Annotated in this window: 15 protein-coding genes; 10 read left to right on the top strand and 5 right to left on the bottom strand. The window is 62.9% G+C overall.

Annotated elements, in window-relative coordinates; genetic code table 11:
- Window positions 1-81: 81 nt before the first annotated feature.
- Window positions 82-987, bottom strand: coding sequence for a branched-chain amino acid ABC transporter permease (locus X739_RS161265; protein ID WP_023792953.1), 906 nt, complete (start codon window positions 985-987; stop codon window positions 82-84).
- A 143-nt stretch (window positions 988-1,130) separates the two neighbouring features.
- On the opposite strand from X739_RS161265, the gene X739_RS161270 reads away from it, so the two are divergent.
- The 10 genes from X739_RS161270 (at window position 1,131) to X739_RS161310 (ending at window position 13,458) form a co-directional block, all read left to right on the top strand.
- Window positions 1,131-1,739, top strand: coding sequence for a CGNR zinc finger domain-containing protein (locus tag X739_RS161270; RefSeq protein WP_023792951.1), 609 nt, complete (start codon window positions 1,131-1,133; stop codon window positions 1,737-1,739).
- Window positions 1,732-2,265, top strand: a complete 534-nt coding sequence (locus X739_RS161275; RefSeq protein WP_023792949.1) for a hypothetical protein — start codon at window positions 1,732-1,734, stop codon at window positions 2,263-2,265. Before X739_RS161270 ends, X739_RS161275 begins: the two co-directional genes overlap by 8 nt.
- 217 nt (window positions 2,266-2,482) lie before the next feature.
- The gene (locus tag X739_RS161280) at window positions 2,483-5,977 is read left to right on the top strand and encodes an indolepyruvate ferredoxin oxidoreductase family protein (RefSeq protein ID WP_023792947.1); all 3,495 of its coding nucleotides are present in this window, start codon (window positions 2,483-2,485) and stop codon (window positions 5,975-5,977) included.
- A 137-nt stretch (window positions 5,978-6,114) separates the two neighbouring features.
- On the top strand, window positions 6,115-8,430 hold the full coding sequence (locus X739_RS161285; protein ID WP_015314282.1) for an EAL domain-containing protein: 2,316 nt from the start codon (window positions 6,115-6,117) through the stop codon (window positions 8,428-8,430).
- A 471-nt stretch (window positions 8,431-8,901) separates the two neighbouring features.
- Entirely contained in the window at window positions 8,902-9,591 is a 690-nt protein-coding gene (locus X739_RS161290) for a hypothetical protein (protein ID WP_245273780.1), read from the top strand.
- Window positions 9,592-9,734: 143 nt separating this feature from the next.
- Window positions 9,735-9,884, top strand: a complete 150-nt coding sequence (locus tag X739_RS1000000167625) for a DUF3096 domain-containing protein (RefSeq protein WP_023772413.1) — start codon at window positions 9,735-9,737, stop codon at window positions 9,882-9,884.
- 163 nt (window positions 9,885-10,047) lie between these two features.
- A complete protein-coding gene (locus X739_RS161295) occupies window positions 10,048-10,272 on the top strand; it encodes an aa3-type cytochrome c oxidase subunit IV (protein WP_015314279.1) in 225 nt (74 codons plus the stop codon).
- Between the two features lie 87 nt (window positions 10,273-10,359).
- Complete coding sequence (locus X739_RS161300; RefSeq protein ID WP_023792943.1) at window positions 10,360-11,634, top strand: Re/Si-specific NAD(P)(+) transhydrogenase subunit alpha; 1,275 nt, start codon at window positions 10,360-10,362, stop codon at window positions 11,632-11,634.
- Window positions 11,631-12,059 (top strand): proton-translocating transhydrogenase family protein, encoded by a 429-nt coding sequence (locus X739_RS161305; protein WP_023781704.1) that lies wholly within the window; start codon window positions 11,631-11,633, stop codon window positions 12,057-12,059. Before X739_RS161300 ends, X739_RS161305 begins: the two co-directional genes overlap by 4 nt.
- Window position 12,060: 1 nt before the next feature.
- Window positions 12,061-13,458: an NAD(P)(+) transhydrogenase (Re/Si-specific) subunit beta gene (locus X739_RS161310; RefSeq protein WP_023772416.1), complete on the top strand. Its 1,398-nt coding sequence runs from the start codon at window positions 12,061-12,063 to the stop codon at window positions 13,456-13,458.
- A 75-nt stretch (window positions 13,459-13,533) separates the two neighbouring features.
- On the opposite strand, the gene X739_RS161315 is transcribed toward X739_RS161310, so the two are convergent.
- The 4 genes from X739_RS161315 to X739_RS161330 form a co-directional block, all read right to left on the bottom strand.
- Entirely contained in the window at window positions 13,534-14,451 is a 918-nt protein-coding gene (locus X739_RS161315; RefSeq protein WP_023772417.1) for a membrane protein, read from the bottom strand.
- A gap of 214 nt (window positions 14,452-14,665) precedes the next feature.
- Complete coding sequence (gene gyrB, locus X739_RS161320; RefSeq protein WP_023772419.1) at window positions 14,666-17,137, bottom strand: DNA topoisomerase (ATP-hydrolyzing) subunit B; 2,472 nt, start codon at window positions 17,135-17,137, stop codon at window positions 14,666-14,668.
- 167 nt (window positions 17,138-17,304) lie between these two features.
- The gene (locus tag X739_RS161325; RefSeq protein ID WP_023792936.1) at window positions 17,305-17,856 is read right to left on the bottom strand and encodes a hypothetical protein; all 552 of its coding nucleotides are present in this window, start codon (window positions 17,854-17,856) and stop codon (window positions 17,305-17,307) included.
- Window positions 17,857-17,935: 79 nt separating this feature from the next.
- Window positions 17,936-18,505: an NADPH-dependent FMN reductase gene (locus X739_RS161330; RefSeq protein WP_023772421.1), complete on the bottom strand. Its 570-nt coding sequence runs from the start codon at window positions 18,503-18,505 to the stop codon at window positions 17,936-17,938.
- Window positions 18,506-18,690: the final 185 nt, after the last annotated feature.

The raw sequence follows: 18,690 nt of genomic DNA, 5'->3' as shown, positions 1-18,690 counted from the left end.
AGGATGCAGGCCATTTGGCGCACGCGGTACCCTGGAAAACCGCGGCCTGACGAAACGTCATGCAACCAAAGTCTGACGGGATCAGACGACCTTGCCGGTGTCGCGACCGGCGCCGATCAGGATAAGCATGGCAACCAGGAACAGATACATCCAGGCATCTCGCCATTCGACTGGGAAATAGCCGGCCCACAGTGATTCGGCCATGCCGAAAACGGCCGCGCCCAGCGCCGCCTTTGGCGGCGAGAGATAACCGCCGACGGCCGTCACGAACAGGATCTTCAGACCGTAGACAAGGCCGGAACCGAAGCTGACATTGCCGTAGTAGAGGCTGGCCATGACCCCGGCCAGCGCGGCGCAGAAGCCGCCAAACAGTACGGCACGCCGGAACACGCCGCGCACGTCGACGCCGCACAGGGCGGCGGCCCTGGGGTCGTCGGAGACGGCGCGCCAGCACCGGCCGAAGTTTGAGCGGGCAAATGCCCAGGTGGCGAGGGCAACCGCCGCCACGACCACGGCGCAGTCGAGCACCTGGATCAGCGTCAGCGTCGCCTTGAATCCGGAACCTTCGGCGAAAACGACGGGCTCGGCCAGCATCGGCGGCAGCCATAGATCATGCGTGTCGGCGGCGATGCGGCTTGCTTCCGACAGGACGAGCAGGATGCCAAGTGTCGTCACCACGATGGCGTTGGGCGATCGGTCGGCCAACGGCTCGAAGACCCCGCGCGACAGGACATGGCTGATGAGCGCCGCATAGAGGAACGCCGCGAGGACGCCGAACAGCACCGAAGCCAGCAGCGTCAGCCACAGCACCTGGTAGCCGAAGGCGACGCTCAGGATCATTGCCTGGCCGCAAAAGGCAAACAGCGCCCCGAAGGCGAGGTTGGTGCGGTGCAGAATGCCGTTGGTCAGCACATAGCCGAAGGCGAGCAGCGCATAGAGCGCACCCGAATGCAGCCCGTTCAGCACCTGCTGGAAGAAGTAAAGCATGCTCGACTACACCAGAAGCATCCCGCCCATGAGGGAAATAGGACAGGCGCGGAGCGGACAAGGCGACAATACCCCTGCGCATCTGAGCTTTGCATCGTCGAATCTAACTTGTCAAACGCGATTTATCGGTTAGATTTTCGGAAATGACAGTCGCCTGGACTCCTCACCGCTTCACCGGCGGTCTGCTCGCGCTCGACACGGCGAACACCGTCGTGCTGCGAGGCGATCCGGAGCGCACGTTCGACCGCTTCGACGATCCGGCCGAAATCGCCCGCTTCGCCGACGCGGCCAGCGGCTTTCGCGCCGCCGAGCTTGGCGACAGGCGGCTGGCGGTGCCCTCGCCGGCGGCAATCGCGCCCGTCGTGCTGTCGATCCGCGAGACGACTGATAGGCTGTTTCGAGGCGCTGTGTCGAAAGGCGCGGTCCCCACCGCCGATCTGCCGGAATTCCTGCGGTCCTGCGCCGACGGCCTGGCCGCCGGCGAGACCGAGATCGGGGCGCGGGGACGGCCGTTCGGCGATCCGGCGACGCCGATCGCCTTCGAGGCGGCACTGGCGGTTTCGGCGCTTTCCCTGCTGCGTGACGACACCATAGCGAGGCTCAGGATCTGTCCCAATTGCACCTGGCTGTTCGTCGACAGAAGCCGCAATTCCAGCCGCCTTTGGTGCGACATGGCGGTGTGCGGCAACAGGCAAAAGGCAAGCCGTCACTATCGCCGCCGCATGGCGGCCAATGAGGTCAGGAATGCCTAGAGTTCTTTCCCGCTCGACGGTTGTTGGCGCGGCACTGATTGCAGCGATGACGCTTGGCGCTTGCCGGGATACCGGCGGTGAAGGCAAGCTGTTCGAAGTTTCCGGCAAGATATTCGTCTTCAACTACCGCCTCGCCAGGGCGACCTATGTCGTGACGCTGAGGCCCTTGCGGCCGATGGGCGAGGGTCAGGTGGCGGTTGCCAGCTTCCAGAACCCCGCCGGTGGTGATCCCATCGTGGTCGAGCAGAAGATCTGGCCAAAGCTCGACAAGGTCAGCCTGGAAAGCCCGGCGCTGACCTGCGTCGTCAAGAACAAGCCCTATGCCATCGCCATCAGCATCAAGGGCGCCGACGGCGCGGTCCTGCAGACCCTCGACACCACGCTGATGTCGACGGAAGACCAGTCCATCCTGCCCGATCGGCCGCTGGTCATCGACCAGCTCTACACGGCCAATCCCGCCCTTGTCGGCCATCCCGACGGCAAGCTCCCGGGCGAGCCGAAGCCGGACTGCTCGAAAGCCGGCTGACACCTTCCGACGGCATCGAGTTCGGCTGGAAATTTCGTGCGCCATCGCGCTGTCGGCGCACCGTTTCACGCGTGGTCCAGCGCCCGCCGAACTGTTTGTCGCGCCTTCGCCGGTCCTTTCGATTTTGTTTGACCTGCCTTGCAAGGGAAGAAAGGATGCGTCATCCGATCCCGACGTTGGCTGCTGCCCCGCGCGGCCTTCGCAGAGGAAATGCCTGATGACGCTGCATGATGTCGCGCTCGACGACAAGTTCGATCTTGGAAAGGAGCGCATCTTCCTGTCCGGCGCTCAGGCGGTCATCCGCATGCTCCTGATGCAGCGCGAGCGGGACCGCCGCGCCGGCCTGAACACGGCAGGCTTCGTCTCCGGCTATCGCGGGTCGCCGCTCGGCGGTCTCGACATGCAGCTGTGGAAGGCGAAAAAGCAGCTCGCCGGGGCCGACATCGTTTTCCAGCCCGGCCTCAACGAAGAGCTGGCCGCCACCGCCTGCTGGGGCTCGCAGCAGACGGAACTGCTGGGCGAGGGCACCCATGATGGCGTTTTTTCGGTCTGGTACGGCAAGGGGCCGGGCGTCGATCGTTCGGGCGACGTGTTCCGCCACGCCAATCTCGCCGGCTCGTCCAGACATGGCGGCGTCCTTGCGCTCATGGGCGACGACCACATGGCCGAATCCTCGACCAATGCGCACGCCACCGAATTCCTCTTCGTCGACACCATGGTTCCGATCCTCAATCCGGCCGGTGTCCAGGAGATTATCGACTACGGCCTGTACGGCTTTGCCATGTCGCGCTTCGCCGGCACCTGGGCGGCGATCAAATGCGTCAAGGACAACATCGAATCGACGGCTTCGGTCGATGCCTCGCTCGAACGGTTGAACATCGTCGTCCCGGATTTCGATATGCCGCCGGGCGGCCTCAACATCCGCCACGAGATCGACATGCTCGGCCAGGAAGAACGGCTGTATGAGCACAAGCGTGCCGCGGCCTCCGCCTTCATCCATGCCAATGGGCTGAACAGGATCGTCTATTCGGGCGGCCGCAATCCGAAACTCGGCATCATCACGCTGGGCAAGAGCTATCTCGACGTCCGCCAGGCGCTGGAGGATATCGGCGTCGACGAGGCGGCCGCCAACCGCATCGGCGTGCGGCTGTTCAAGGTCGGCTGCCCCTGGCCGCTCGACCTGCAGCACATCGCCGACTTCGCGCGCGGTCTCGACACCATCGTTGTCGTCGAGGAGAAACGCTCGCTGATCGAGGTGCAACTGCGCGAAAGCCTTTACGGCACGGCCTCGCAGCCGGTCATCGTCGGCAAGAAGGACGAGCGCGGCGACTGGCTGTTTCCAGCCAAGGGGGCGCTCGACCCCAACGAGATCGCCATTGCGCTCGGCGAGAGGATCCTGAAGACCATCGGCCCGTCCGAAGAGATTTCGGCCAGGGTAGCCAAGCTACGCCAGTTCCAGGCGATGCTGGCCGATGCCTCCGACATCGGCTCGCGCACACCCTTCTTCTGTTCGGGCTGTCCGCACAATTCCTCGACCAAGGTGCCGGACGGCTCGATCGCCGCCGCCGGCATCGGCTGCCACTTCATGGCGCTGTGGATGGATCGTAACACAGTTGGCTTTACCGCCATGGGCGGCGAGGGAGCGCAATGGGTCGGCCAGGCGCCGTTCTCCAGGCGCGACCACATCTTCCAGAATCTCGGCGACGGCACCTACAACCATTCCGGCACGCTGGCGATCCGCTTCGCCCTGTCGAGCGAGGCCAACATCACCTACAAGATCCTCTACAACGACGCCGTCGCCATGACTGGCGGCCAGCCGCATGAGGGCGGGCTGACCGTGGACATGATCGCCAGGCAGGTGCGGGCAGAGGGCGTCGACCGCATCGCCATCGTCACCGACGAACCCGACAAATATGCCGGGAAGGTTGAATTCCCGGCCGGCGCCACTATCCACCACCGCGACGACCTCGACCTCGTCCAGCGCGAGCTGCGCGACGTCAAGGGCGTATCGATCCTGCTCTACGACCAGACCTGCGCCGCCGAAAAGCGCCGTCGTCGCAAGCGCGGCACCTTTCCCGATCCCGACAAGCGGGTGTTCATCAATGAACTGGTCTGCGAAGGCTGCGGCGATTGTGGCGTGCAGTCGAACTGCGTCTCGATCCAGCCGGTCGAGACCGAATTCGGCCGCAAGCGCAAGATCGACCAGTCGAGCTGCAACAAGGATTTCTCCTGCGTCAACGGCTTCTGCCCGTCCTTCGTCACCGTGCACGGTGCCAAGATCCGCAAGGCCGAGGGCCTGGCTGGCGGGACCGACCCGCTTGAAGGCGTGCCGATGCCAGCCGAATTCCCGCTCGGCGTCGAGGGCTGGGCGGCGATTATCGACGGCGTAGGCGGCACCGGCGTCGTCACCGTCGGTGCCGTCCTCGGCATGGCGGCGCATCTCGAGAACAAGGGCTGCGGCATGATCGACATGGCCGGCCTCGCCCAGAAGGGCGGCTCGGTGTTCACCCATGTCCGCATCGCCCGCACACCCGAAGACATTAATGCCATCCGCGTTTCGGCGGGGAAGGCCGACCTCGTGCTCGGCTGCGATCTCGTCGTGTCGGGCGCCAAGAAGGTGCTGACGGCGGTGCGAGAGGGGCATACGATATTCCTCGCCAACACCGCCGAGATCATGCCAGGCGAATTTGCCCGATCGGCCGATTTCTCGCTGCCGATCGAGCGCCTGAAGAAGGCTATCCGCTCAGCGGCCGGTGACGACAAGGCGCATTTCTTCGACGCCACCCGCACCGCCACAGCCCTGTTCGGCAATTCGCTGGGCGCCAACATGTTCATGCTCGGCTTTGCCTTCCAGTACGGCGGTCTGCCGCTCTCGGCCGAAGCCGTCGAAAAGGCAATCGAATTGAACGGCGAAGCGGTGGCGATGAACATCGCTGCTTTCCGCTGGGGCCGCCGCGCCGCGCATCAGCCGGATTTCGTACGCGGCCTCATCGCCCAGCCGTCCCCAACCCTCGGCGACAAGGCCGGACAGGCCGGTCCGGTCGCCGAGACACTGGACGATATCATCGCCCGCCGCGTTGCCTTCCTCACGGCCTATGAGAACGCTGCTTACGCCAAGCGCTACGCCGACAGGATATCGACGCTGCAAGCGTCAGAAACGAAGGCCGTGCCGGGTTCGACCGACGTGACCGAAGCCGCCGCCAAAAGCCTGTTCAAGCTGATGGCGATCAAAGACGAATACGAGGTTGCGCGGCTCTATACCGACGGCTCCTTCGCAGCCGAGCTTGGCAAGCAGTTCCAGAGCTACGAGAAACTTGAATTCCATCTCGCCCCGCCGATCATGGGACGTCGCGGCAATGACGGCAAACCCAGGAAATCGAGCTTCGGCCCTTGGATGATGAAAGGCTTTCGCCTGCTGGCCGCGATGAAGGGCCTGCGCGGCACGGCTTTCGACCTGTTCGGCTATACCGCCGAGCGGCGCATGGAGCGGCAATTGCTGGCGCAGTACGAGGCCGATCTACAGCTCGTGGCCAGCTTGCTGGCGCCGGGCAAGATCGAGGCCGCGGCAGCCCTGGTCTCGGTCCCGGGGCTGATCCGCGGCTATGGCCATGTCCGGCAGGCAAGCGCCGAAAAGGCGGCGGGCGAGCGCTCCAGACTGCTCCAGCGACTGACCCAAACCATGCCGGTACCGGTTCTCAGTGCAGCTGAGTGATTTCCCCACTCGGGCCCGAAGCCTGCCGCAGCTTCCTCTCGTCGCGGCGTGCGGGCCGAAGCCATAGCTTAAGCCCTCTGTCTAAGCCTTTCTTAAGGCGGTTGTGGCATGACAAGGCTTAGCGTTGGGCCGATCATATGGGCAAAACAAAGACCGAAAGCATCCCCGCGGATGTCTATATCCAATTTGTGCGGTCGTTGTTCGACAACGCGCACATGTTGGTGATCGGTGGCGCGTGCTACTGGATCCTTGGATTCATGATCTATCTGCGCACGCAAAATCCGTTGTTTCTGGCCTTTTCTTTTATTCTGCTGCCGATCAGCCTTCTGCGTTATTTCGGTATCCGCAGCTTTTTGAAGACGGGCGGCGTGATTGCCGATGTCGAACACGCACACCGATTGGAGCGCAGTTACATCCTCAAGGGCTGCTTGCAGGGCCTCGGATTGGGTGCGCTGTGCTTCGTGTCGATCTATGTGTATCCCGACCCATTCGCCGAACTGGCGGCAATGTCGCTGACCCTGGCGACCCTGGTCACGGTTGTCGCCCGCAATTACGGGTCTCCGCGCATGGTGCGGATTTTTTCGGTGACCTTCATCGGTCCGGCGGCGCTAGCGCTGCTGCTGCGTCTGGATGCACCGTCCGTGGTCCTCGGTCTAATGATCTTCCCGATGACGTTTATTACCATCAACAGCGCCGACCATGTTCGCAATGTACTGTTTTCGGCGGTCATCGGCCACAAGCAGGCGAAAAGCATAACGCGCAAGTTCGACCGCGCGCTCAACACCATGTCGCACGGCCTGGTCATGCTTGGCCCTGATGGGCGCGTCGCGGTCGCCAACGCAGAGGCCGCCCACCTGATGTCGCTGAAATCGGCCGACGCGCTGCTCGGGCGCTCCATCCACGGCCTTCTGATGCGCGGCGTCGCCGGCGGAATGTTGGCGCCGAAGGACTGCCGCTACGTCGAGGCGCAGCTGACGCGCGCGTTGCGCGAGGGCAGGGACCGCAAGGTGCTTGTTTCGCTCGCCAACGGCCAGCATTACGAATTCTCCGCGCGCGAAGGCAGCCAGGAACTCGGCGTGATCACCTTCGAGGATGTCACGGCGCGCGTTGAGGCGGAGGAAAAGATCCGTTTCATGGCGCGCTACGACAATCTCACCGGCCTTCCCAACCGCGCCTATTTCCACGAACTCGTCGGCGAACTGATGGCCTCCGGCGACCGGGATCGCCTGTGCGGTCTCGCCGTGATCGATCTCGACGATTTCAAGAGCGTCAACGACACGCTCGGCCATCCCGTCGGCGACGGGCTGATCTACGCCGTGGCGGACCGGCTGGCGGCCATCGCCGGGCAGGGCCTTACCGTCAGCCGCTTCGGAGGCGACGAGTTCATGCTGTTCTTCGACCGCATCGATGACGAAAGCCATCTGGAGAGCCTGCTCGACCAGATTTTCGCCGAGTTGCAGGGAGAAGTCGACGTGGCGGGCCACGGGTTGCGGATTCAGGCCAGCGCCGGCGCGGTGCTGTCCAAGGTCGGCGGAACCGATGTTGACGCCATGATCGTCAAGGCGGACCTGGCGCTCTACAAGGCCAAGGAACTCGGCAAGAACGGTTGGCGGCTGTTCGAGGCGGCGATGGATGCCGCTTTCCGCAATCGCCAGCTGATGAAGGCGGATCTGCGCAGCGCCGTGGAAGGCAGGGAACTGCGGGTCGTCTACCAGCCGATCGTGGCGATGAATACCATGCGCATCGCCAGCTGCGAGGCGCTCTGCCGTTGGGACCATCCCGATCTCGGACCAATTTCGCCCGGGATCTTCATTCCGCTGGCCGAGGAGATGGGCATCATTTCCGAGATCAGCACCTTTGTGCTGCATGCAGCTTGCACCGAATGCGCCAAATGGCCTGACCAGACCAGCGTCTCGGTCAATCTCTCGGCAAGGGATTTCCGCAGCCGCGACGTCATCCAAAAGGTGCGCGATGCGTTGGCGAACTCCGGCCTCGACGCTAGCCGCCTGGAGATCGAAGTCACGGAAACCGCGCTGCTCGACGACAAATCCCTGACCCGCCAGTATATCGAGGAACTGAAGCAGCTTGGCGTCCGCATCGCCCTCGACGATTTCGGCACCGGCTATTCAAGCCTGAGCTATCTCCACAAGCTTCCGCTCGACAAGATCAAGATCGACCGGTCGTTCGTGATGGACGTCACCCACAACCCGCGCTCGCTCGAGCTGTTGAAGGGCGTCGTCGACCTGACCCGTGTCCTGGGGCTCACCGTCACCATCGAAGGCGTGGAAACATTCGAGCAGCTTAAGGTCCTCATGCATTCGGTGAAGCCGGATCTTGTCCAAGGCTTCCTGTTCGGCGCTGCGCTCAGCGCGTCGGGCATCGAAACGATGTCGAACGTCACCTGGCCGTTTGCCGCGGATTTGCGTCTCGCCGCCAAGCGCACAGTCGGCTAGCTTTTCATCGTATATCTCTTGCCACTCCGAAGTTGATAAGCGCGTTGCTTGGATCGTGTCGCGGGTGCGGGCCGGAATATTCTATCGGCCGCGAAAAAATCCAAGCAAAGCGCGCAGTAGTTTTGGTCCGATTTTGAAGAAGCGAAAAGGTTTGACCGGCTCGGTGCATCTGTCAAAGCGGAACGCTCCAGTGCTTTTCGCGCCCAACTTTGCAGCGCCCTTCATAGGAATGGAAGGCTTGGATTAGAACGTCCAGGCTGCTCCTTCAGCAACCACCCCGCAGCCAAGGATCTCCGGCTGTTAAGGTTAACAAGTGGTAAACCAGTTGGGTCCGATTTTCGGCTTGTGTCTCATTTCAACTCGCATAGCCTGTCTACCGGCGGATACGAGGACTTGAGAATGGATGCTGCGAGAAACGATGCGCGGGCTGGCGCCAGTTCCAATGCTGGGTCGGCGCTGAACCAGTCGATCATGCAATTGCTGGAGCATGTCGACTACCGTCTCATCACTGGAGGCGAGGACCTGGAGGCGATATACCGCCTTCGCTATCAATCCTACCTGCAATCGGGCATGTGCGGCCCGATCGCCAGCGGGATGTTCGAGGATCGCTGGGATAATCTGCCGAATTCCTATAGGTTCGGCGTCTATTTCGATGGACACCTGGTCAGCACGTTACGGCTCCACTACATTTCCCGAGAGCACCCTTATTCACCGTCCGTCGACGCCTATCCGGAAATATTGGCCGAGCGGCTTGCCCGCGGAGAGACGTTCATCGACGGGACTCGCTTCGCAACCGATGCCGACAGTGCGCCCGCGCCCGGAGTTCTCCCTTTTCTGACGCTCCGGCTTGGCATGGTGGCCGCCTCTTACTTTGGTCTCACTGCAGTGCTTACACCGATCAAGATCGAGCATTCCGCTTACTATGCTCGTATCTTCCATGCCATTCAGAGGACAGAGGGCAAGGTGTTCCCGGGTGTCCTTGCCCCGATCGCTCTGTTCGAAATCCCCTGCGGCGAAAACTTGCGCCAGACACTCGAACGGTTCCCGTTCTTTAAGTCGACAGCCGTGGAACAGCGGATGATGTTCGCCAATCCGGCCATCAACCGGCTGACGCCGCTGTCCATAGTGCCGACGGCGAAATACTATCGCGATGCTGCTTGAACGGGCGTCGTCCTTGTATATGAACCTTCCCGCGGCTTCGCCGTTATAGGGAGCGGCATCGCCATCGAGTATCGCCGCGATCCTGCCCAACGGGCATTTCGCCCCGGGCTCCTGTCGCATTGTTCGTGGGAAGGAATACGGTCATGACCATCCACTCGCTCGCGCTCACACCGCTGATTTCGCTGATCGCCGGCGTGCTGATCCTGATCATGCCGCGGCTCCTGAACTACATCGTCGCGCTCTATCTGATTGTGGTTGGGCTGCTCGGGCTTTTTCCTCACCTTGTTGGCTGAGACGCTGGGCAGGGCCTCGCGCAAAAGCCATCCCCGCGGGCATCGACCGCCAGTTTCAATTTTCCCTTGAGGGAGTTGTCGGCTGCGATGCGGCAATAGCGCCATTGCCCTGCGCCCAGCTTTTCGGTATGTGCCTGAAAGATGTCTTCGAAGGGGTATTCCTATGGCTGAGCACACGCCGAGCGGTCCTGTAGAACTGGGCGCGAAGATGGACTATGCCGAGCATGACCGCACCTATGCGGGCTTCCTGGCGCTGGCCAAATATGGCTCGCTCTTCTGCGGCGCGCTTCTCCTGGCGATGGCTTTCGGCTTCTTCGCGGGCGGCTTCTTCTCTGCGCTGATCCTGTTCGTGCTTATTCTGGCAGTAGGCGCCTTCATTCTGCGATAGACATTCCAAAACCCTCTTGCGGTTGATGTCGCCGGATATCCCGGACGAGACTTCGCGCAGACAGGTTCCGGCCGAAAGGATCATGCGGTGGGACAGACGGTTTTCATCCCTCGTGAGCTTGACGCGAACGAGCCGCGTGTCGCGGCTTCGCCCGATACGGTTAAGCGGCTGACGGCGCTGGGTTTCGACGTGGTCGTCGAAGCCGGTGCCGGCACACGCTCGCGTATCCCCGACGAAGAGTTTGCCAAGACAGGTGCTGTCGTCGGCAAGGCCTCGGACGTCGCCAAGGCCGATGTCGTGCTGAAGGTTCGCCGGCCGACGGATGCCGAGCTGAAGAGTTACAAGTCCGGCGCCGCGGTGATCGCCATCATGGATCCCTACGGCAACGATGCGGCTCTCGCGGCCTTGGCCAAAGCCGGCGTCACCGCCTTCTCGATGGAGTTGATGCCGCGCATCACCCGCGCGCAATCGATGGACGTCCTGTCCAGCCAGGCCAATCTTGCCGGCTACCAGGCGGTGATCGACGGAGCCGCCGAATACGACCGGGCGCTGCCGATGATGATGACGGCTGCTGGCACGGTGCCGGCGGCGAAGGTCTTCATCATGGGCGTCGGCGTCGCTGGCCTGCAGGCGATCGCCACCGCGCGCCGTCTCGGCGCGGTCGTCACCGCCACTGACGTTCGGCCCGCCGCCAAGGAACAGGTCGCCTCGCTCGGCGCGAAGTTCCTCGCGGTCGAGGACGAGGAGTTCAAGGCCGCCGAGACGGCCGGCGGCTACGCCAAGGAAATGTCGAAGGAGTATCAGGCCAAGCAGGCGGCGCTCACCGCCGAACACATCGCCAAGCAGGACATCGTCATCACCACGGCGCTGATCCCCGGCCGGCCGGCGCCGAAGCTGGTGTCGGCGGCGATGGTCGCCTCGATGAAGCCGGGTTCGGTGATCATCGACCTCGCCGTCGAGCGTGGCGGCAATGTCGAGGGCGCCGAGGCCGGCAAGATCGTCACCACGGCCAACAACGTGAAAATCGTCGGTCATCTCAACGTGCCAGGTCGCATCGCGGCATCCGCCTCGCTGCTTTATGCCAGGAACCTGTTCGCCTTCGTCGAGACGCTCGTCGACAAGACGACCAAGACGCTTGCCATCAATCGCGAGGACGATCTGGTCAAGGCAACCATGCTGACTGATGGCGGCAAGGTGGTCCATCCCGCCTTCGCCAAGGCCGACCAGCAGCCTTATATCGAGCCGGCCGCGATCCCGGCCACGACCATGGTCGCCGACGCCACGGCCGCGCCCAGGAAGGCCGCGCCCGGGAAGACAGCCGCATCCAAGTCACTCTCGCCGAAGCCGAAAGGGACCGCGTGATGGACCAGACCTTGCAGAAAGCCTTGGATCAGCTCGACCAGGCAAGCGCTGCCGTTCGGCTCGCGGTGCAGAACCTGGGCAATGCCCCAGGCGGTGCCGAGGCGGCCGGTGATGCCGCGCACGCGCTGTCGGGCGGGGCCATCGATCCCTTCGTCTTCCGTTTCGCCATCTTCATCCTGGCGATCTTCGTCGGCTATTACGTCGTCTGGTCGGTTACCCCGGCATTGCACACGCCGCTGATGGCCGTCACCAACGCCATCTCCTCGGTCATCGTGGTCGGTGCGCTGCTCGCCGTCGGCATCGCGGCCTCCGGCGTCGCCGCCGGCTTCGGTTTCGTCGCGCTGATGCTGGTCTCGGTCAACATCTTCGGCGGTTTCCTCGTCACCCAGCGCATGCTGGCCATGTACAAGAAGAAGGACAAGTGACGTGACCGTCAATCTCGCCTCCTTCCTCTATCTGGTATCCGGCGTCCTGTTCATCATGGCGTTGCGCGGCCTCTCGCATCCGACCACCAGCCGGCAGGGCAATCTCTACGGCATGATCGGCATGGGCATCGCCATTGCCACCACGCTGGCGCTGGCAACCCCGTCCGCCGGCCGTTTCGGTCTGATCGTGCTTGGCCTCGCCATCGGCGGCGGCATCGGCGCCGTCACCGCCCGCCGCATTGCCATGACCTCGATGCCGCAGCTGGTCGCCGCCTTCCATAGCCTAGTCGGCCTTGCCGCCGTCATGGTGGCGGCCGCGGCCATCTATGCGCCTGAAAGCTTCGGCATCGGCACGGATGGCGACATCCATGCCCAGGCACTGGTCGAGATGAGCCTCGGCGTCGCCATCGGCGCCATCACCTTCACCGGCTCGGTCATTGCCTTCCTGAAGCTCGACGGTCGCATGTCGGGCAAGCCGATCATGATCGGCGGCCGTCACGTCATCAACGCTGCGCTTGGCGTGGCGCTGATCGTACTGATCGTCCTGCTGGTCACCACGGAATCGAAACTGGTGTTCTGGCTGATCGTTGCCGCCTCGCTGGTGCTCGGCGTGCTCCTGATCATCCCGATCGGTGGCGCCGACATGCCGGTCGTCGTGTCGATGCTGAATTCCTATTCCGGTTGGGCGGCCGCCGCCCTTGGCTTCACGCTCGGCAATCTTGCGCTGATCATCACCGGCGCGCTGGTAGGCTCGTCGGGCGCGATCCTGTCCTACATCATGTGCAAGGGCATGAACCGGAGCTTCATCTCCGTCATCCTCGGCGGCTTCGGCGGCGAGACCGCCGCTGCGGCTGATGACGGCATCGAGCGCACCGTCAAGCAAGGTTCGGCCGATGATGCCGCCTACCTGATGATGAACGCGCAGAAGGTCATCATCGTACCGGGTTACGGCATGGCGGTCGCCCAGGCGCAGCACGCGCTGCGTGAAATGGCCGACAAGCTCAAGGCCAATGGCGTCGACGTCAAATACGCCATCCATCCCGTCGCCGGCCGCATGCCCGGCCACATGAATGTGCTGCTCGCCGAAGCCAACGTGCCTTACGACGAAGTGTTCGAGCTCGAGGACATCAACTCAGAGTTTGCCCAGGCCGACGTCGCGTACGTCATCGGCGCCAACGACGTCACCAACCCTTCCGCGCGCGACGACAAGTCGTCGCCCATCTACGGCATGCCGATCCTCGACGTCGACAAGGCCCGCACCTGTCTGTTCGTCAAGCGCTCGCTCGGCTCCGGCTATGCCGGCATCGACAACACGCTGTTCTACAAGGACGGCACCATGATGCTGCTCGGCGACGCCAAGAAGATGACCGAGGAAATCGTCAAGGCAATGGATCACTGACTGGCCGATCTTGACCGTCGAATAGAAAGAGCCCGGCGCGATGCCGGGCTCTATAATTTTGGCGTGATGCTGCCTTCAGCCGTTGGTCAGGAACACCGCTTCCTCGTCATCGCGCTGCCTGCCGCCGAGCGCCGCGGCCGCACTGGCGATGAAGGCGCCGATAACCAGCGACAAGGCGCCGAGAAGAGCGAAAGTGGCGCTTGCTTTCCTGGCCGTGTCGGCCGCCTGCTTCGCCTTGACCTTTGCGTCCTGCGCCTTCGCCAGCACCGTGTCGACACGCGTCTTGGCATCAGCCTCGGAAAGGCCGGTGCGTGCGGCGACCAATTGCGCAAGATAGGTCTTGTCTTCCGCCGAGACGTCGCCGGCGACGGCGCCGGCGATCAGGATCCGCGAGGCCTGCCCGGCCGCCGCGGCTTCGTCAGCAGGATTGGCGGCGGCGAGCTTGGCCGGATCGGCCGGGCGGAACAGGGAATCCACCAGATAGGAGGTCGCATTGTCGGTCGATGCACCGCTGGCATTCGCCGAGGCCCCGGCCGACGCGCCCATGGCGGCTCCCGAGGCCACGGTGGACGCGGCCTGTACACCTGAACCAATCGCGGCGGAAAGCGCCGAGCCAAGCACGCCGGCGACCAGCAAGGTGGCTAGCGCCCAGGCGAGAAACCCGTGCGCGGTGTCACGGAAATAGACTTCATCGGTGTGGATGCCGACCCATTTGGTCCTCAACCGGCCCGCAAGGTAGCCGCCTACACCGGCGGACAGCCACTGCACGATCACCAGCCAGACGGCGGTGGAAACCGCGAAGGTGGTGATCGACGCGCCAGACCCCGACCATGGTGAAACCATGCTGAGCCCAAGGCCTGAGCCGAGCAACATGAGGATGAACGTCAACGTCGAGGCCGCGAAAGCGCCGGCGATGATCGGTCCCCAACTGACGGCGGTGGAGGACGATTCCGTGGAAGCGGATACGTCGACAGCCGATAGGGTGGACTGCATCGACGCCCCCTACCGTACGAACAGCATGATGAGGATGATGATCGGAATCGGAATGCCGAGCAACCAGAGTAGAATGCCGCGTCCCATGAAAGCCTCCTGCAAGAAATTGTGATGGACACTGTCACAATGTCTTCAAAGGCCTTCTGTTCCGGCGCATCCTCATTATTGGCGCGCGCACGAGCCATGCCAATCTGTTAAAAGGCTGGACGAAACCTCAAATATCCAGGTTGGCGACCGACAGTGCGTTGTCCTGGATGAATTCGCGCCGCGGCTCCACCTCGTCACCCATCAGCCGCGAGAACAGGCTGTCGGCATCGGTCGCATCGTTGACCTTGACCTGCAACAGCGAACGCACATTCGGGTCGAGTGTGGTTTCCCAGAGCTGCTCGGCATTCATCTCGCCGAGACCTTTGTAGCGCTGCATGGTCAGCCCCTTGCGGCCGGTCGCGAAGACCGCGTTGAGCAGCGCCAGCGGTCCCGAGACTGTCTCGGACACCTCCTTGCGGCGCAGCACCGGCGGCGCCCCGTAGACTTCGCTGAGGCGCTGCGCGTATCGATCGAGCTGGCGTGCGTCGGCGGAATTGATCAGCGCCATGTCGAGATGGGCGTATTCCTTGACGCTGCGCACGGTGCGTTCGAAGACATAGCCGCCGATGCCCTCATTCGAGGTCGACATGCGGCCGGTCCAGCCGCGCTCGGTGTCCTCGGCAATGATGTCGAGGCGTTGCGCGACGCGCTCGGCCATCGCGTTGGCGCGGCCAAGATCGGCGAAGATTTCGGGATTGAGCCCGCCGGCGATCGCCGCCTGCTCGACGACGTCGCGGTTATAGCGCGTGTGCAGGCCGTTGATGAGCTGGCGCACGGCAAGCGCATCGGCGACGGCGCCGTGCAGATCCTGTCCGGTCCGCACTTCCTCTGAGCCGAGCGTAAGGGACGCTTCCTCCAACCCCGAATCGATCAGGAATTCTTCGAAGGCGCTCTCATTCTTGATGTATTGCGAGCTCTTGCCGCGCGTCACCTTGTAGAGCGGCGGCTGGGCGATGTAGAGGTGGCCGCGCTCGATCAGCTCCGGCATCTGCCGGAAGAAGAAGGTGAGCAGCAAGGTCCTGATATGGGCGCCGTCGACGTCGGCGTCGGTCATCAGGATGATCTTGTGGTAGCGCAGTTTGTCGGCGTTGAATTCGTCCTTGCCGATCGAGGTGCCGAGCGCGGTGATCAGCGTGCCGATCATGTCGGATGAGAGCATGCGGTCGAAGCGGGCCCGCTCGACGTTGAGGATCTTGCCGCGCAGGGGAAGGATTGCCTGGTTTTGGCGCGAACGGCCGCCCTTGGCGGAGCCGCCGGCCGAGTCACCCTCGACGATGAAGATTTCGGACTTCGCCGGGTCGCGTTCCTGGCAATCGGCCAGCTTGCCGGGCAGCGAGGTGACGCCGAGCGAGGTCTTGCGGGTGATGTCGCGAGCCTTGCGCGCGGCTTCCCGCGCCGCCGCGGCCTGGATCACCTTGTCGACGACCACCTTGCCCTCGGTCGGATGCTCTTCGAGCCACGTGCCGAGCGCTTCGTTGACTAGCCCCTCGACCACGGGACGAACTTCCGACGAGACCAGCTTGTCCTTGGTCTGCGACGAGAATTTCGGGTCGGGAACCTTGACCGACAGCACCGCCGTCAGGCCTTCGCGGCAATCGTCGCCGATCAGCGAGACCTTTTCCTTCTTGGTCAGGCCCGAAGATTCGCCATAGCCGGTGATCTGGCGGGTCAGTGCGCCGCGAAAACCGGCCAGATGGGTGCCGCCATCGCGCTGCGGGATGTTGTTGGTGAATGCAAGCACATTCTCGTGGTAACTGTCGTTCCACCACATCGCCACTTCCACGGTGATGCCGTCACGCTCGGCCCTGATGGAGATGGGCTTCCCGATCAGCGGTTTCTTGACCCGGTCGAGATATTTGACGAACTCTTCCAGGCCGCCGTCATAGTGCAGTTCATGCTTCACGACGTCGGCATGACGGGCGTCTGTCAGAACGATGCGAACACCGGAGTTCAGGAAGGCGAGTTCGCGCAGCCGGTGCTCCAGCGTGCCGAAATCGAATTCGACCATGGTAAAGGTCTCGGACGACGGAAAGAAGGTCACCTCGGTGCCGCTGCGGCCCTCATTGGTGCCCGGGCGCTTGTCCTGCTCGTAGCTGCCGATCGCCTTCAGCGGCGCATCGGCATTGCCGTGGGTAAAGCTCATCTCGAAGACCTGGCCGTTGCGGCGGATCTTGAGCTTCAGCCAAGCCGACAGCGCGTTGACCACCGAGACGCCGACGCCATGCAGACCGCCAGACACCTTGTAGGAGTTCTGGTCGAACTTTCCGCCGGCATGCAGCTGCGTCATGATCACTTCGGCCGCCGAAATGCCTTCGCTGGGGTGAATGTCGGTTGGAATGCCGCGGCCATTGTCGATAACGGTTACCGAACCGTCGGGATTGAGTGTCACCGAAACCAGGTCGGCATGGCCAGCCAGCGCCTCGTCGATGGCGTTGTCGACCACTTCGTAGACCATGTGATGCAGGCCCGAGCCGTCATCGGTATCGCCGATATACATGCCCGGCCGCTTGCGGACGGCGTCCAACCCCTTCAAAACCTTGATGGAATCGGCGCCGTATTCGGCTTCAGCGCCGTTTGTGTTCTCGGTCTGATCGCTCATGAAAACCTGTTGTCTAGATGCCGCTTCTACAGCGCGAAAAATCGGCCCCGAATCGCGCCTCTGATATGGTGTAGATATAGGCGCTAAAGGCGGTTTTTCCAAGGTTTGCAGGCATTTCCGGCGTAAATGCCGAGCCGGCAGCCGGCTATTTTTTTCGGGCGTTGAATTTAGCCAGAAGGCCGCGCAAATATTTGACGGTAGTTTTGTCCCTGGGCGCCAGCCGGCCCGTACGGTCGAGCTCGAGCGTCTGGTTCAGCGCCTTGGTCAGAACCGCCTTCGGATCCTTGGCCATATACGCTTGTGGTCAGCTCCTGCAGCATGCTCCTGGCCGTCTCATAGTTGTCGAACGAGGTCGGCAGGTCGCCTTGCACCATCTTTATGTTGGCGAGCTTGATATGGCTGATGGCGAGATCGCGTTTGACGCTGGCATCGGTTTCCTGACGCGACCGCTGTTCGAGGTTGGCCAACAGGGCCGTGAAGGCCCGGCCGGCCGCCTCGACATTGCCGACCGTCGTGTAGGGCAGACCGAGCTCTTCCAGCGTGCGGCTGTGGCGGTCGGCTTGTTCCGGGCTGAGTGAGGTCTGCCCGGCCTCGCCGTACAGCGACAGCACGGTTTCATAGCCCTTGATGGCCGCCGCATAGTTGAGGTCGGCGCGTGCCGCGCCCGCCGACAGGAACAGCGTCGCGGCCTGCGACAGCGTTCGGTCGAGGAAATTCACCTTCAGGGCCTAGCGCGACACCTCGTCGAAATCGACCGCCTCGGCCTATAGCGCAAGCAAGCCGCTGAGAGCGGCTCTCTCAGGCAGCGCGCATCGGTTTCAACGCCTCGCTCCAGCGCAACAGTTCGTCCAGCATGGTCTTGGCTCCGCCCCGCACTTGCTCGCTGGCATCGAAGGCTCCGTTCTCGTCGAGCAGTTTCTGGTACAGCGGCAGCGCGACACCTTCCGGGATGGGCATGATCCCGACCGAGGTCAGCAGCGGCTTCAGCGCCTGCGCCGCGCGCAAGCCGCCGGAGACACCGCCATAACTGAAGATCGCAGCGGGCTTGTATTTCCATTCGCGGGCGAGATAGTCGATCGCGTTGATGATCGCGGGTGCGGCGAAGTAATTGTATTCCGGCGCCACGAAGACGAAGGCGTCGGCGGCATCCATCGTCTTCGACCAAGCTTTGGTGTGGTCGTTCTGATAATTGCCGAGCCTTGGATGATGCGGTTCGTCCAAGACCGGCAGGTTGAACTCGGCGATGTCGGTCAGCACAGGCTCGAATTTTCCATGCTCGCGCGCGAACGTCTCCAGCCATTCGGCAAAAACCGGGCCGGCGCGGCCGGGCCGCGTGCTGCCGATGATGATGCTCAGCTTGTGCTTCAAGACGGGCTCCTTTGCCGGGTGGTATAGTTTGGTGACCGTCACTACGGCAGAGGGTTCCTGCGGGCAAGGTTGGACCCCTGACGGAATGGTCACGATTGAATGAACAGACCGTCCGCCCTGGCGTTCCCGCCGTCATGGGTCCGGTTTGCCGTTCGGTCACATGGACGCCCGAGGTGCCAGCCACT

This window comes from Mesorhizobium sp. LNHC209A00 (assembly GCF_000502915.1).
Taxonomy (GTDB): domain Bacteria; phylum Pseudomonadota; class Alphaproteobacteria; order Rhizobiales; family Rhizobiaceae; genus Mesorhizobium.
Note: the sequence above shows the minus strand (reverse complement) of the source record. Positions and strands in the feature narration are given on the sequence as shown.